The sequence below is a fragment of the Brenneria uluponensis genome (assembly GCF_032395385.1).
GTDB classification, from domain to species: Bacteria; Pseudomonadota; Gammaproteobacteria; order Enterobacterales; family Enterobacteriaceae; genus Prodigiosinella; species Prodigiosinella aquatilis.
This window is the reverse complement of record NZ_CP135917.1, coordinates 3849656-3865861: the sequence shown is the minus strand read 5'-3', so window position 1 is coordinate 3865861 and position 16206 is coordinate 3849656. Positions and strand designations below refer to the sequence as shown.

At 43.8% G+C, this 16206-nt stretch carries 15 protein-coding genes; 13 read left to right on the top strand and 2 right to left on the bottom strand.

Going from position 1 to position 16206, the window contains the following annotated elements; all coding sequences use genetic code 11:
- Window positions 1–6: 6 nt before the first annotated feature.
- The 13 genes from RS889_RS17935 (at window position 7) to RS889_RS17875 (ending at window position 13664) form a co-directional block, all read left to right on the top strand.
- Window positions 7–945, top strand: a complete 939-nt coding sequence (locus tag RS889_RS17935) for a U32 family peptidase (RefSeq protein ID WP_315708214.1) — start codon at window positions 7–9, stop codon at window positions 943–945.
- A gap of 13 nt (window positions 946–958) precedes the next feature.
- Window positions 959–1735, top strand: coding sequence for a hypothetical protein (locus RS889_RS17930; protein WP_315708213.1), 777 nt, complete (start codon window positions 959–961; stop codon window positions 1733–1735).
- A 13-nt stretch (window positions 1736–1748) separates the two neighbouring features.
- Window positions 1749–2711 (top strand): NAD(P)-dependent oxidoreductase, encoded by a 963-nt coding sequence (locus RS889_RS17925; RefSeq protein WP_315708212.1) that lies wholly within the window; start codon window positions 1749–1751, stop codon window positions 2709–2711.
- Entirely contained in the window at window positions 2708–3859 is a 1152-nt protein-coding gene (locus tag RS889_RS17920; protein ID WP_315708211.1) for a pyridoxal phosphate-dependent aminotransferase, read from the top strand. Before RS889_RS17925 ends, RS889_RS17920 begins: the two co-directional genes overlap by 4 nt.
- Before the next feature lie 3 nt (window positions 3860–3862).
- A complete protein-coding gene (locus RS889_RS17915; RefSeq protein ID WP_315708210.1) occupies window positions 3863–4921 on the top strand; it encodes a hypothetical protein in 1059 nt (352 codons plus the stop codon).
- Entirely contained in the window at window positions 4918–5628 is a 711-nt protein-coding gene (locus tag RS889_RS17910; RefSeq protein WP_315708209.1) for a heme oxygenase-like domain-containing protein, read from the top strand. Before RS889_RS17915 ends, RS889_RS17910 begins: the two co-directional genes overlap by 4 nt.
- A 14-nt stretch (window positions 5629–5642) precedes the next feature.
- A complete protein-coding gene (locus RS889_RS17905) occupies window positions 5643–6695 on the top strand; it encodes a DUF2817 domain-containing protein (RefSeq protein ID WP_315708208.1) in 1053 nt (350 codons plus the stop codon).
- 2 nt (window positions 6696–6697) lie between these two features.
- The gene (locus RS889_RS17900) at window positions 6698–7882 is read left to right on the top strand and encodes an MFS transporter (RefSeq protein ID WP_315708207.1); all 1185 of its coding nucleotides are present in this window, start codon (window positions 6698–6700) and stop codon (window positions 7880–7882) included.
- Window positions 7872–8987, top strand: a complete 1116-nt coding sequence (locus tag RS889_RS17895; RefSeq protein ID WP_315708206.1) for a nucleotidyltransferase family protein — start codon at window positions 7872–7874, stop codon at window positions 8985–8987. The genes RS889_RS17900 and RS889_RS17895 overlap by 11 nt, the downstream gene beginning before the upstream one ends.
- Before the next feature lie 186 nt (window positions 8988–9173).
- Window positions 9174–10523, top strand: coding sequence for an iron-containing redox enzyme family protein (locus RS889_RS17890; RefSeq protein WP_315708205.1), 1350 nt, complete (start codon window positions 9174–9176; stop codon window positions 10521–10523).
- Between the two features lie 6 nt (window positions 10524–10529).
- Window positions 10530–11150 carry a histidine phosphatase family protein gene (locus tag RS889_RS17885; RefSeq protein ID WP_315708204.1) on the top strand — a complete coding sequence of 207 codons (621 nt, stop codon included), beginning with the start codon at window positions 10530–10532 and terminating at the stop codon, window positions 11148–11150.
- 93 nt (window positions 11151–11243) lie between these two features.
- Window positions 11244–12364 (top strand): IS3 family transposase gene (locus RS889_RS17880; RefSeq protein WP_315708203.1). Its coding sequence is split into 2 segments (ribosomal slippage): window positions 11244–11496 and window positions 11496–12364, totalling 1122 coding nucleotides; the frame shifts between segments, so codons are not numbered across the junction.
- A 997-nt stretch (window positions 12365–13361) separates the two neighbouring features.
- Window positions 13362–13664 (top strand): phage integrase N-terminal domain-containing protein, encoded by a 303-nt coding sequence (locus RS889_RS17875; RefSeq protein ID WP_315708202.1) that lies wholly within the window; start codon window positions 13362–13364, stop codon window positions 13662–13664.
- Window positions 13665–13742: 78 nt separating this feature from the next.
- On the opposite strand, the gene istB is transcribed toward RS889_RS17875, so the two are convergent.
- Both istB and istA read right to left on the bottom strand, forming a co-directional pair.
- On the bottom strand, window positions 13743–14483 hold the full coding sequence (gene istB, locus RS889_RS17870) for an IS21-like element helper ATPase IstB (protein WP_286118345.1): 741 nt from the start codon (window positions 14481–14483) through the stop codon (window positions 13743–13745).
- Window positions 14484–14496: 13 nt separating this feature from the next.
- Entirely contained in the window at window positions 14497–16041 is a 1545-nt protein-coding gene (gene istA / locus RS889_RS17865) for an IS21 family transposase (RefSeq protein ID WP_315708201.1), read from the bottom strand.
- Window positions 16042–16206 lie beyond the last annotated feature (165 nt).

Below are 16206 nucleotides of genomic sequence, written 5' to 3'. Positions count from 1 at the left end.
TTAAATATGAGCTTAAAAAGAAGTGCTGATAGAGCGCGGAGCATTCTGCGAGAAAATGGTTTCCCTTTTTCTGACGATATTACATTAGAACCTTCAGGTCGCTCGTTTCCTAAAGGTGGGCAGTATGGCGTTGAAATACCCGCAGTGAATAATATGATGATGCTCGATACTATAGTTTCGGCACTTCATGAGAATGAAACATATTGCACTAGGTTTAATGAAACACATGGCTCTTTTTTATTATCCGATCAGGAAATTCAAGAGATGCTTCATCTGTGTTATGAAAATAAATATGGCATGCTATTTGGTTTGGGGCCACGTCCCGAATATGACGTTAAATCATCATTTTATCGAACTCAATTTGGTATGGAGCAAGGACGTCAACTTAACAACAATGATGCAATTGCCCACTCAATTGAGGAGGCTTTACGTCTAAGCGAGTTGGGTTGCCGCGGATTAATAGTTTACGATCCTGGCGTATTATTTATCCTCAACGATCTACGAAATAAAGAAATTCTACCTGCCAATATGAAGTTTAAAACATCTTCACATTGCATGGTAACGAATGCTTTAATCGCTCGCCTGATGGATGATGCCGGTGCTGATAGCATTACTACAGCGCATGATCTATCACTTGCGACTATGTATGAAATTCGCCGATTCAACCCCGACCTAGTTATCGACATTCCTATTGATGTGTATGCTTCAAAAGGTGGATATTTACGTTTTTATGAGGTGGGCGAATTGGCTCAGATTGCCGCTCCAATGTATCTTAAAGTCGGAGCTAGTGCACAATCTCATCCGTACGACAGTGTTGGGGCTCCTGTTGCCAAAGAACGCGTTCGCCGTTTAGGGCTTGTACTCGACCATCTCAAACAGGTTGCGCCTGAACTACAAAAAATCGATAGCACAGACACAACAGTTTGTTTGCCTCAGCAAATGTAATGGCCCTCTTACGATGAATGAGAACGTTTTTAACGAACCACTCAGATGTACTGGTCTTCAAGAGATGGTACAAGCAGGATCGGTTTATGTAGATATTTTCGGTGCAACAAGACCAGATGCAAATTATGTGGAGCAGGCAATTACACAACTTGCGCTGGCTATGCCTCAGTATAAAGTTACAAACTACTTTATGGCAAAACCAGAAACTATTTCAAATACTGATTTTTGCTTATTCTGTTATGATAAAAAAACTAATAATTGTTGTGGATTTTTGAGTTGTAATATAATAACAGTGGCCGGGAAAACGTGCGTTATGCTTTACACTTTGTTGATATCAGAACGTTGCCATGGAACACGTGTCACTTTTTGTATATTACAAAGTTTATTTTCTGTGCTATCGAAAAAGGTGGGCTTGGACTATAAGTATATTATATTAAAGACGGTCAACCCTCGTTCATTCAAGATAATATCTTCGTTCTCAGATATAGATAATGCTGTCTTTTTCCCACGAATATCATTGGGTAATGACTATGAGTTAAGTAAGTTTTCGACAGAGTTGGCGAACTATCTTCATCCCGGTTATGAGTACAATAAAGATAATGGTATTGTCTACAATGCAAGCGGTTTGGTTCCTAGTGACTTTTACCAGGAGATGCCGCTATGTCGGGATAATACCATAAATGTCTTTTTTTTAAATAATATGACGCTTGTTGACAGGATGATCTGTATATTATACCTCCCCGATGCAAATGCGCGCACTCAGTTATATAGTCGATTTAAAGTTACTTAATGATGAGGTTTGTGTGAAAATAGTTTTTTTTGGTTTCATGGCATGCTATTTTGGCCAAAAAATTAATTTAAGCTCAGAACAACATCAGCTAATATTTATAAATGAATCTACAAGCGATGAAGATATTATATCTCATTGTGAGTGTGCTGATATTTTAGTATCGATGGTATTTGATGACCGCTTTGCAAGCAGTAGTCTGAAAAGAATTTTGGTGCCTGGAGTTGGTGTTGATAGGATAAATTTTTCACAAGTACCAAAAAATGTGAAGGTATTAACCTGTGCAGCACATGAAATGGCGGTAACAGAATATATTTTGAGCCATGTTATTACCTATTTTCGAGATTTGGACAGTATTGGCGAAAATTTCAAATCCCACTATGACTGGACGGATTGCTCTCGGTTGGGAGGAAAAGCTCGCAAACAGCTTAGTGAGCTCACTGTAGGGGTAATTGGCGGCGGCCTAATTGGACGTAAGGTTTCTGAGATTTTTACGCTTTTCGGTTCGAAGTGTCGTTGCCTGACAAGATTTAAATTTGAAGGTGCTGGTTCTGTTGAATTTTTCCCACGGGCTGAACGGGACGCTTTTCTCAATGGATGTGATGTTGTGATTGTGGCATGTAGCGTTGATGAACAAACCCGAAATATGATTGATTACCGTGCTTTGAGTTTGATGTCATCGGATTCGCTGCTCATTAATGTAGCCAGATCCGAGTGTGTTGACTATGACGCACTAGCTGATGCTTGCCGCAAGCGAGTAATTGGTCGCGCAGTGATTGATGTATGGCAATTCTACCCCGCAGAGGCACATGAGACTTCCAGCCCAGCGTGGCAGGACTTCAGCCTACTCAATAACGTGATAATGACTCCACATATTTCAGCTTGGACCCAGACTGTTATAGCTCGTCGGGGCGATACGTTAAGACGTTATATCCATGAGGCTACTACCGTTCAATCAATACAGGAGAGTAAAGCGTGAAACCATTATCTTTGCGGTCTGACATTTCACCTTTTGTCGTAATGGATGTTATGCAGGCTGCTGCTGAGCGCGAAGCTCGCGAAGAAGTCGTTTGGCATCTTGAAGTTGGTCAGCCAGGCACACCGGCGCCATTGCCTGTTATCGATGCACTAATGACTGCATTGCCGCAAGAAAAACTAGGTTACACGGTAGCTGCAGGGCTTACTGCACTGCGCGAAAGTATCTCTAAGCATTATACAGATTTTTACGACTTATCAGTTCCTGCGCACAATATTATCGTAACATCAGGGTCATCTGCAGGTTTTATCCTGGCTTTTTTAACTGGGTTTAATAAAGGTGATCGTGTTGCTGTACCCGTGCCAGGTTATCCTTGCTATCGTAATATCTTACTAGCTCTGGAGCTCGTGCCGGTAGATATTAATGTCAATGCGGATAGCGATTATTTGATAACCTCGCAGCACCTCGACGATCTGGCACAATCAGTTGTTGGTGTCATCGTTTCATCGCCAAACAATCCTACAGGCACGATGTATGACTCTGCGGTTCTCAGCGAGTTGGTGACGTATTGCGATCAGCGGGACATATGTCTAGTTTCAGACGAAATTTACCATGGGATTACATACAAAGAAAAAGCGACTAGTGCTCGGAAATATTCAGAAAATGTAATTGTAGTAAACAGTTTTTCAAAATATTTCTCTATGACAGGCTGGCGTATTGGCTGGATGATTGTACCGGATAACTGGATTAGAACAGTTGAGCGGTTAATTCAAAACTTGTTTATATCTACTTCTACGCTTAGTCAGGTAGGTGCTACAAAAGCGTTTGATGCATACCAGCAAATGGACGAATACGTAGCGGGTTATAAGCAGAAGCGAGATATATTATACACCGCGCTGAGGAAGTGTGGCTTAAATAATATTACCTATCCGCAGGGTGCGTTCTATATATATGCTGATGTTTCACATTTAACAAACGACAGTGTATCATTTTGTAAAAAAATGCTTGAGGAAACCGGTGTGGCTATCACCCCTGGGGTGGATTTTGATCCTTACAATGGTAATAATTTCATCCGATTCTCATTTGCTGCTGATTTGTCTACGATTATATCGGCATCAGAAGTAATTATACCATGGTTTAATCGAAGGTAGGCAATGTCACTAATTTACTGCACCTCAGATGATATCGTTAATGAAGTCGGTCATGATCAATGGCATGGTTTAACTGTAATGCCAGAGAAAAAGGAATTCTACTCTCGCGATGTGTATTTTAGAGAGGCATGGAGGGATGCAAATATCACATTCAATGAAAATACAGTAGGGATTTTGCAAAATATAGCTGTGCTGGTATTTAAACCAGACTCATTTATGGCGCGTAAATCTCAACTTGCTTTGGATTATTTAATAAAACATAATTTCATCCCTATCGTCTGGAGAGAATTTCGCTATAATCACTGGACTATGCGAGAGGACTGGCGTTATCAATTAAATCAATTTTCATTGGACCGTATTTTTCTTAATGAAAAACTACTTACCAGTGAGGACTGTACAATAGTTATTTTTCGCGATAACAGCAGTAAATGTGAGTTACCGGGAACAGTACGTCTTCAGTCGCTTAAAGGTAGTTCATTACCAGAATTGCATAAGCCTGAGCAGCTACGTGCGATTTTAAAAAGCCATAATCGTTTATTTAAATTCGTGCATACGGCAGATGAACCTGCAGATATTATCCGTGAGTCTGGTATTATTTTTAGTAAACAGGAACGTCAAAGCCTTTTTCAGGATATAGCACGTAATTTTCAGTATGATAACTCTGCACAACTAGCTAATTATTTACAGGAAAAAACTGCACGCTTTGCGTTGTGTGATTTTAGCTGGCCTCCTGCATTAGAAGAACTCAGGATGGCTGTTAAGAAAAGTCCTTATCCATCTGCTGCTGAGGTATTATTTAATGATATTTCACAGTGGTTGAATCAAGGAATTCCAAACGGGCAGGTTTTATCGGCACAAGAGCTAGAGATCCAGCTTGCTCAGTTAGAAACTTATATTAGCAACGAAGCTTTTATGATTATTTGTACTAATCTGATTCATCATAGCTATGCACTGGAGTTTGCATTAATGCGTGGTGATGGACTCGACGATTGGCTTGCTGGTAAAGGTAAGTACTTTTCATTCAACAAATCAGATATTAACTCTATTGAGGGGGTAGTATGAGTAATAATCATAGTGAATTTAGATCTCGAGTAGATAGTTTGATTGCTAGCCTTATAAATACTTTTTTAGAGACGGTATCGGGTGCTTGCCATCAGAAAGATGGGAAAGAAATTAATATTGAATATTACAAACGTAATCTTATTGAGATCATTCTACGTTTACGCATGAAACGTACCATTGATGGACTAACTATTCACTATTTCACTAAACATAATCCTCCGCTTGCGAAGCGCTGGTGTGAATATACAGGCGATGAAATGCTTCATGATGCCCTGTTTGCTTCGGATCTGAAGAAAGTCGGAGTCTCTAAAAATGAGGTTTATTCTACTGAACCACTTTTATCCACCAAATTACTTCAAGGTTATTTTTATTATGGGTTTGAACATGAAGGCCGTCCGCTGGCATCTTTGTGTAGCTCCTATTTTATTGAATCAGCTTCTGAAAAAACACAGCCTGACATTATAAATAATATTGAAAAAGTAATGGGAAAAGAATATGTCAGAGGTCAACGAGCTCATGTTGATCATGATGCTGAAGACGATCATATCGATTTTGTCTGGGATGTTTTAGTAAAAACCGCGACTCTTCCTGAAGATGAAGAAAAGATTTTGACTCATATCGATAATGTCTACAAATTATTCGTAATGTATTACGAAGAGCTTTATCAGCTGACGTTTGATAAAGCCAATATTGTTAACGTAGCTTGATGGAGTGATTTGAAATGAGCATGTATACCGCACGCAGAGATGAGTTTTGCCGTATAGCAGAGCAACGCGGGTTGGCCTTAAAACATATACCTATTGTCCAAGGACAAGACGGCTGTGCTTTGAATTTAACGTATACACTGCTCGGGAATCTGCAAGCTAGTACCTGTATCGTCATTCTTTCAGGTGTACATGGCATTGAGGGGGGGGCGGGATCGCTTATTCAGGAGGCGATCCTGAGAGATTTCCCGACGCCACAACAATTGGCAATTTGTCTCGTGCATGCTGTTAATCCTTGGGGAATGCATGAAATGCGGCGCGTCAATGAGATCAATATTGATCTCAATAGAAATTTTATTGGTGGTAATTCTATACAACGTAATGCGGGTTACGAGCGAGCGCGCAATATCATCTGTCCTGACTGGCAGAAACTCCCAGATAAATCAAAACTCGCCAAAGCATTAATGCAATGGATTGGACAAGATGGCCTTTCTCACGTGCAGTCTGTGATTACCAGCGGACAGTATCATCATGCTGAAGGCCTCTTTTATGGAGGAGTACAACCTTCGCAAAGCAATCTCGCGGTTCGGGAGATATTCCAGACGTTAGCCCTACAATTTCGAGATTTCTTAGTACTGGATATTCATACCGGGTTGGGAGAAAAAGGACAACTCAGTATTATTAGTGAAGGAGGGAGTGGTATCAGCGATAAACGCATATTTTCTCAAGCTACTAATCATACCAGCGATAAAGCCGTTTCTTCTTTACTGAGCGGTACGCTTACTGGATATGTTGATACGTTTTTTCACGGAAGACGTGCAGAAGGATATGTACTTGAAGTAGGTACCTATCCCGCTCTTGATGTAATGATCGCAATGCAGCGTGAAAACTGGTTATGGCGTAAAAAGATACGTTCTGGAACGTTATATGAATGCGTTCGCGAGGAATTTAAAGAGATGTTTTTTCCATCAGACGCTCACTGGCTGATGAAGGCTACAGATGCTATTTTCACGACGTTACATGATGCTATGGATACCTTGTATGTTCATCAGTCGGTCAGAGAGGTATAAATATGAACCGATTACTTCTACAGTTTACCTATTCTAAAATCATAGCTGTCGGCCTATCGGTCTTAATTCCAGTGTTCCTTGCTCAGCGTATCGTTGATGCTGATGTATTTGCGTCATACCGCGCTATTGAATACGTACCTTACATTTTAGTTGGCATTATTGTCGGCGCATCCATCGACTCTTGGGGGGCAGGTGTGATCATGCGCTGGAGCCTCTACCTTCATTTGCTTCCACTACTGGTGCTGATTCTAGTTTATAACGAATGGTTACCAATACAGGCTCTGTATGTAGCACTACTTATTATGTCGGCCGTTGCATACAGTGTATCTGCAGGTACTAGCCGTACAGCTTATGATGTGTTACCGAAAGAGGATTTAGGAAATTTTAATGCGCGAACATCGTTATTTGAACAAATAGTGACTGTGGTCGTGCCGCTTGTTATGGGATGGGCACTGACTAGGTCATTACAGTTAACGCTGATCATGTTGATTGTTTTCTCTTTTATTGTATCACTTATCACTCCGCATTATGAACGCCAAAATGAAATATCCAAGGTGCCGTGTGGTTCATTGTTTGTTTCGAGGATTAAAAATGGGATTAAGGCATTCAGAATCAACCGGGTACTGATGCAACTATCATTGATAATAATGCTCATTAATGCCATTGAAACTGCACCCGCGACATTAATGGTTTTTTACGCTACACATGAATTAAAACTCAGCGCCCTAGACACCGGAACCATTATCACTGCGGCAGGTATCGGTGGCATTGTGGGTGCATGGTTGCTGAGTTTTATCAGTAAAAAGCCATCGTTGTTGCTTGGCTTGTTGGTTGCCTCGATGCTGGTAAATGCACTACTTTATTTTCTCGTTTATAAACTAAATAACTATCCAATATTGATGGTTTCAATGTTCATTGAGTCATTATCGATAGTTGTCTCTTCAGTTTCTTTTCGTACGTTGCGTCAGCTATGCTCTGATCCAGCTAGTTACGGAACTACACTAGGTATCTCAGGAGCAATGGTGAAATGCGGCATACCTATTGCCACATTGTTCGGTGGATATATTGCATGGCACGCCGGTGTGCGCCAAGTATATTTACTTACAGCGATTTCTGAGTTAGTTTTAACATTCCCAGTTACATTATGGGCAATTCAATCACACAGAAAATCTGTCTATGAAATTTAATAAAGAAATTCTTGGTTTTTATGATTATTTCAATAAATATCTCATTGCTGGTTCTGAGGTTACCTTGCCGGTTATTAATGATAGCAATTGGGAAGAGCTTTATAGTAATAAATTATTGTATGCTTGGCTTGATATTTGGCGTCAAACTAATATACTAACACCATGGGCTAAAAAAAGACTAGAGATATATAAACAGAAAGAATTGCTTCATGAAAAAATACTAGAGAAACTAACGAGTAGATGTTTACCAGGTTCACTGATTAAACTCAAAGGTGAAAGTTTTAGGAGCCTTTACCCCAAAGGATTTCAGCGAGAATCTCGAGATGTTGATGTATTATATAAAAATGAGCATGATTTTATTTCTGCACATGAATACTTAGTGTCGTTAGGTTTCAGAGAAATGTTTGTTTGGTTGCGTAAGACTCGCAATGGCATGGCGGGTTCGGCCAAATTTCGACTAAAAAATAATGAAGGCGAGCGTGCACTTGATGACATTTATGTTGAGATTCATGTTAATGCCTTTCCTGTTTCGAATTTCTCGAGTTTATATTTCGATCAATTATCTGGCTTGACAGAAGTAACTCGTTTAGTTTTACTTTCTATTGCCGAGTTTACTTTTCGTGATGGGGTTGCAAAAAAATTTACTTTACGTGATATAATAGATGTAACACTTTCTTTTAATTTATTATCAGAAAGTGAGTGGTCGTCATTATTAGTGCTTTTAAAACAAGCAAAGCTTGAAGCACCCGTTTTATTACTTTCTGATTTCTGGAAGGCGGAAATTTATGAGCCGATGCCAGCACTCCTTGCGTGGCTACAACAGCAGTGTAGCTCTGCGCGGTGGGATGGAGATTATTCCATTATTGAGAATCAATCCTGGCCTTATCAGCAGCAATATGGAATGACGCGTGAACAGTTTGATGAAGTAGTGAAGTTTCATGGATTACTTTATGATTCACCACGGCAGATAACAAAAACGTATTCGACAGAGGAAATGACCCTCTGGATGAATAAAGGGCTGCCTGTCGTCGCTAAATATATTGAAAGATGTGGCTGCGTCACAATAAAAGAAAGTTATCAAATATGTGATCGTTTTATTTATTAAATTTTTTATTACCAATAGATTCTCGTTTTGAAGGACAGGCCCTCATGTGAGGAATATTAACTTTAAGAAAGGAGGCTAACATGAAAGTAACTCGTCGTGTTATTCCAGTAATGAACGCTCGTCTGTAATAATGAAAGTACGGCACTCCATTTTTATGGAGTGCCTTTATTATATTAAGGATGCCAAATGACTTATCAAAATTATCCATGCCTTGTGCAAGGTATCAAATATCAGATTGATAAACAGCAAATTACTTTTATCAACAATAGTGAAAATTTTACTATAGATTTCGAAAGTGAAACAATGGCACAAGCTGCTGGATATATACTTGAACATCTTAACAATGCTGATTTTGATATTTCATTTTTAAAAGAGAAGTTTGACTTTGCAATGCAACCTTACTCTGTTTCTGATTTTGTTGTTATTCTTGATGAGCAGCATTTACTATCCGACGCACAGCCTGTTAGTGATGTTATTTCGGGGCGGGCTTTTATTTGTGAGATCGAGAACTACTATTTTAATATTGTTTTGCCGGCCTTTGAACAGGATGAGTTTAGCCGTAAAGTCTTTACCAAAACTATTGATAATGCAGCTTTAAAGCGTTGGTCTGTTGAATATTATCATGTAACCAGAGCTGCGGAGCGTGTGCTCACCGCCTCACTGCGCGATTATAATAATGATGGTCTCACGATGGCCATACGTGATTTTTTCTTTGATGAAGTCGGTCATGAAAAGTTATTGCACCGCTCCCTCCGAGGTTTTGGTATGAGCGAGGAGGAGATAGAGTTAAGCCACCCTCATCTTTGCACTGAGACCATGATGGCAATGTTGTTGCGTGCTGCGCATTTTCACCTACCAACATTTGTGACATTGGTGACTTTGATGGAAGGTAACAGTGATGAGAGTCAGATTTACATTGACGTGTTGGAAAACTCAAATCTTTCCTCTGAGGCGATTCAAAGCCAGATTGTGCACGAAAAAATCAATATTGAAGGTGAACACGGTAATGAAGGGAGAGAAATTTTCTCTCATATCGCCGCGTTGAGCGTAAGTGACCTAGATATTGCCAAAAAAGCAGTACGAGTATTTTATGCTGTTCGGCGTGCTATTACGCCTTGGTTATTAGGCGAAGACAGTTTTGCGGGTGTAGATAAAGCGTTGTTCCGGCAGGCGTTGAGCGATATGCTTCCACTATTGAAAATGAGTACATTACCAATTGCTATCCCAAGAGCCACTTTGTCACAAAGTGAAAGACTGGTGAAGATGCTATGTGCAAATAAACATCAGCCTTATGTTGATTTTAACCTCAATAAAGTTGAGCAGTTGCTGATGTTGATGTTGGAGAATGTTCTATGGAAGGCGGCATATACTGATCTTACACTTTATTTGAATACGCTTGAATGGCTTGAGCATCTTGCAGAAGATCGTATTTCAGAACATCGAAAAGAACATGTCATTGCCTCAGTTTGGCATGTCTGGCACACCTTGCCGTCGCAGCCACAAATGGATGCAGGCCAGTTACTTAAGCACTTATAATTTATTATGAAAGTGATAATTGTTCGACATGCGGAAACAGAATGGAACTTGTGCGGTATTATTCAAGGACACAAGGATAGTCCATTGACCGCACGTGCTGCGTTGGAGACAACAGCATTACTTGCGGTGTTAGCGGAAGAAAATCATTGCGTAGAATGTGTTTACTCATCGCCACTTGGTCGCGCGTGGAGTATGGGAAAGGCACTTGCGGGCTATTTTCTCTGCCCGCTTATTGCAAATCCTTCACTTAAGGAACAGGCTTTCGGCGATTATGAAGGAACGCCATTAACGCAGTTGCAACGAGAGCATCCCGATGAAGCGAAGGCACTGTTTGTTCAAGATGCTCGTTTTTGTCCTCCTGGAGGGGAGTCTTTGGTGGAGGCATCTAAACGTGTTATCGATTTTTTGCACGAACAACAAGCGATGGCGATGAACCAAACTCTTTGTATTGTAACTCATGGGCAGGTTACTCAGGGGGTACTTGCTTTGTTGAAAGAAGGAAAAATAGATAATTTTTCTCGCTACTATCAGCCGAATGCTAGTTATTCTCTTTTAGAAATGTTGGATGGAAAATGTGTGAAGCTCTATTGGGGGATCTCCACACATTTACGCCAACTGGCAAATTAATTAACATTCTTCTTATAGTCTTGACCTGCTCCCCTCTGGTTAGTCCATCGCCAGGCTAGTAATGTTTATCATTGAACGATGAGGACATTACCCATGAAAAAGCGTTTCTCTGAAGAACAGATCATTGGCATCCTGCGCGAAGCTGAGGCCGGCATGACAGCTAAGGAGTTGTGCCGTAAGCATAATATTTCCGATGCGACATTTTATACGTGGCGAAAAAAATTTGGCGGTCTGGAAGTCTCCGAAGTCAAGCGTCTCAAAGCGCTTGAAGATGAAAACGCACGTTTGAAAAAATTGTTGGCTGAAACCATGCTGGACAAGGAGGCCCTGCAGGCAGCGCTTGGGGTAAAGTATTAACACTGTCTCACAAGCGCAATGCGGTTGCTCAGATGTGCCAGCAATCAGGTATTTCAGAACGTCGTGCCTGCCATCTTGCCGGGCTTTCCAGAGCAACTTGTCGTTATCGCTCTCTTCGGGCACAACGGGATGAAGCGCTGTCGGAACAGATAAAAGCGCTGGCGCATGAGCGCCGACGCTTTGGTTACCGTCGTATCTGGCAACTGCTGCGACGCGATGGCGTCGACGTAAACCATAAAAAAGTCTACCGTATTTATCATGAAAATGGATTGGCTGTTCACCGGAGAAAGCGTCGTAAAGGGCTGTCCGTGGAGCGTCAACCTCTTGTTCGGCCCAGTGCTCCAAACATGACCTGGTCGATGGATTTTGTCATGGACGCTCTCGCCGGTGGCAGAAGGATAAAATGCCTGACCTGCGTGGATGATTTCACCAAAGAGAGCCTCGATATCGCTGTTGCGCACGGGATCTCTGGCGAACAGGTGACGCGGATACTCGATAATGTGGCGTTATTCAGGGGTTATCCCAAAGCGATACGCACCGATCAGGGGCCAGAATTTACCGGCCATGCGCTGGACCAATGGGCTCATTATCATGGCATTGAGTTAAAACTTATCCAGCCGGGAAAACCGACACAAAATGGTTTTATCGAAAGTTTTAACGGGCGGTTTAGGGATGAATGCCTGAATGAACACTGGTTCAAGGATCTTGATCAGGCACGCGAGATCATCAGCGACTGGCGACAGGACTATAACGAGCGAAGACCACATTCTGCGCTTAATTACCTGACGCCGTTGGAATTCGCTGCAAACTATCGCAGTGGCAAAAATGATACGGCTCAAAACGATGTTACTAGTTAAGTGTCGGCTTAATTATTGGGGGCAGGTCAGCAGAGGTTATGATTTATGGTCCTACTATAAAAAATATTAGTGAAAATTACATATCTAAGACAGGATGAGATTGAGAGTTTTCTCTGATTAAAAGTCCTTGCTTCGAAAACATCTATTACCTTAAGCTAACAGAGTTATATCAGTTGCCTCGCGCAACACGCCAATGTCCCAGCGGTCTGAGAGGGACGCCTTCGGGTGATCACATGCCAATGCCACCTTAACCTGAGAGGTGGCGCCTTCGGGCGGTACCCTCGTTTAACCTTTGAAAACGAGGATCGCAACAGCGATGAAGGTTCACTTCACTACGATCTGCTTTATGCAGAATCTTCTATCGCAGATACATTCTGCGAATGTTTTACTCGTTTCGATTTGATGCTTTGACGTCAGCTTACGGTTGCAAACTTTGCAGACCGTGGGTATGCCAATTGGAACATTTGGCATCTTCCACGTACGCATTGAGAGCAGAGGAGCGCGGCGTCACTTGCGTTCGAGTGAAACGAGTACCAAGTGACGCCGCAAGGCGGACAACGTCAACACCACGTAATACGCGGCTTTGAAAGCGATTTTAAGTGTTTTTCACGAGAATCACCAAATCGCTCCGTAACTACGTATCCGTTTTGCGTCCGTTTTCACGGACGTCCGCAAAACTTGAAACTTCAACTAATGACTTTTTTAAGTCCTGACTACATGAAAAAGGAGGACATCGTCCAGGTACTGAGGCGTTCACCAAAACTGGGTGAACGGGGAGCATAAAAACCGTCGCACAGAGTGCTTAACGGGCTCCTGCAACAACTCAACACAGCCTCGCCATGCTACACAGTATCTGACGGCCAGGATGGCAAACTAACCGACACGCATGGACGTCTGACCAACGTATTGGTCATCGTTGTGAGTCTTTCTGCCAGGTGCCACTTATGAGTGGTTCACGGCAGAAAGGCTTTGTCTGAATGTTGCGCAGGGGAGAAGAATGAAGCAGAAAAGTACCCGTTCCAAGATTGAGTGTTTCAGGAAAGCGTTCATTTCGCTTGCCAGAGCTGGGGCAGGGGGATACGCGACTATTGCAGATCGTCAGCGTATTGGGCGTTACTTTCTTGAACACCTTAACAATACAGGTATCAAGTTACGTAGCGTTGACGCGTTAAAAGTGCGTTACGTAGAGAGTTATATTGAATACCGAAAGAGTTTAAATCTGAGCAATCGCACTCTGCAGAATGAAATGTCAGTATTAAGGGGGATCTTCAGTGCTGCGTGCGTATTCTGGCGAAGATGAACGGTCGTTCCGGAGGAACGTGAACGCGTTATTTCCTAACGCGCCCTAACTTCCTTTTATTACACCGACCGTTCACTTTCAGTCAACCTGTGCCAGTCGTTTTCTCATCGACTCACCTTTCATTTCCAGTCGATGGGCGTTATGCATCAGGCGATCCAGGATAGCGTCGGCCAGCGTGTTATCCCCCACACAGCCATACCACTCATCCGTTGGCAGTTGGCTTATCATCACCGTGGCATTTTTACCGTAGCGATCGTCCATTAGCTCCAGAAGATCGTTGCGCTGAGCCGCCTGAAGCGGTTCCAGCCCCCAGTCATCCAGGATAAGTAGCTGCGTTTTCGAGAGTTGTGCAAGCTGCTTCCTGTAGCTTCCATCTGCCCGGCTGTGCGTCAGTTCAACCAGTAACCGACTCAGGCGCCAGTACTGCACGCTGTAACCCTGCTGGCAGGCATTGTTACCCAGAGCACAACCCACATAGGTTTTACCGCAACCGCAGGGGCCGGTTATCAGCAGGTTCTGCCCTCTGAGCACCCATTCGTTCTGGCTTAACTGGGCGATCCGTGAACGTTCCAGGTTCCTCGCTGGCTGATAGTCTATGTCGTGGACCGAAGCTTCCAGCCTTAACCGTGCTTTCTGCAACAGACGTTTCTGCTTGCGCTGATCCCTCTCGAGAGATTCACGCGTGACTAGCAGCGTCAGTCTTTCCCGGAAGGAGAGCTCCTCGTAAGTGCCTGGCTGTTCCATCTGCGACGACAGCGCGGCAGCCATTCCTGTCAGTTTCATTTCTGTCAGTTGTTTCATCAGCGTATGTGGCATTATTGGGTTTCCTGTTTCAGTGGAAGTGGCGTGGGCCACGGATGTTCTCATGCTCTTGAGGAAGCTCCTGTGACGGATGCAGATCACCGTCCACTGGAACAAGGTCGCGGTTATTTTTCAGTATCGATTTTATCTGCTTCAGTCGGGTCAGCCCCTCAGCATTAGCCAGCCGACAGCTGTTGTTAACTCGCTCAGAAGGATACTCACGCGTCAGGCTCAGCAGCCCCAGACACAAGCGATAGGCCTGCTCCGGATGCGCTTTTTCTGCCAGACGTTCACTGACCCACGTGAGCGTGTCGGGTCCCACACCGGCAGCCCAGTTTTTCAACCGCCCCGGCGTCCACTGCTGATGATGGCGGTGACGCTCTGGCATATGCTCTGCCGCAGTACTGTTACCCGGATGAAGACGTCGAGGGTGGCTGGCGATCATCTGCCCATCAGCCCAGACCTCAAGCAGGTTGTCGAAGGCATGGAGTTCCACCGTTTTACCGACGTACTGATGCGGCACCGAGTAATGGCGCAGCTCATATTCGACGTGATAATCGATATTCACCTTCGCTTTCTTTATGTGGCGGTAGCGCCATGGCTGTACCGGTAACGGTCGAAGTGCGGGTTTATCAAGCCTTTCGAAGGCTTCCCGCCGGTTGCCGGGCAGTTTTTTGAAGGGACGCTCGTTGAGCTCCGTAACCAACGTACGGATGCAGTGGTTCAGCTCTGCCAGCGAGAAGAAGACCTGGTGCCGCAGCCGGGCCAGGATCCAGCGTTCAACGATCTGAACGCCAACTTCCACCTTTGGCTTGTCTCTGGGTTTTCGGGGGCGAGCAGGTATCACGGCAACTTGATAGTGCTCCGCCAGTTGCTGGTAGGATGGGTTGAGTTCGGGATCGTAGCGACAGGCTTTGTTAACCCCGCTTTTGAGGTTATCTGGGACCAGGATTTCGGGGACGCCACCGAAGAACTCCAGCATCCTGACGTGGCTGAGAAGCCAGTCCGGTAGCGACTGTGTATACGTGGCCTCCGCGAAGGTATGGTTTGAGGCTCCCAATACTGCCACGAAGATCTGCGCTTGGCGGCATTCACCGGTTTCTGGCGAGATAACCGGCACCGTGGGTCCACAGTAGTCAATAAAGCATTTTTCACCGGCGAGATGCTGTTGGCGCATGGAGCGTTTCTGCGACTGGCACCAGGTCTGGTAGCGGCAGCAGAACTGCGAGTAACTGTACGCCCGGACGGGTATCCGCTGGCAGTATTCTTCCCACAGAAGGTGGCGAGTGACGCCTTTCTTACGCAGCTCCATATGGATTTCAGCCCAGTCAGGATCTTCCAGCGCGCCGGGACGACTGTCAGACTCCGGATACAGCATGCTGGCAAGCTGGGGCTCTGACATCCCCTCTGGTAGCGGCCAGGTGATCCCAGAGGCCTCAAGGCGTTTGAGCATTTTCTGGATGGCACCCGTGCTGACATCGGCGCACTGGCTTATCTGACGGAAGGACAGGCCGACCTCAAAACGCAGCCTTAAAATTTCATGGATTTTACGCATTGCGATCCTCTTGTTTGGCATACATCTCTCCCAGGAATGAAAGGGAGAGGTATAACAGGAAAAATCAATGCGTTAAGAATGATTCTGGAGACGTGAACAGCAATTCCGGTCAGGTGAACACCGATTCTGGCAAAATGAACAGTGATTCTGGTCATGGTGCAAAATCGTGGTATTTTCCGCCGGAAT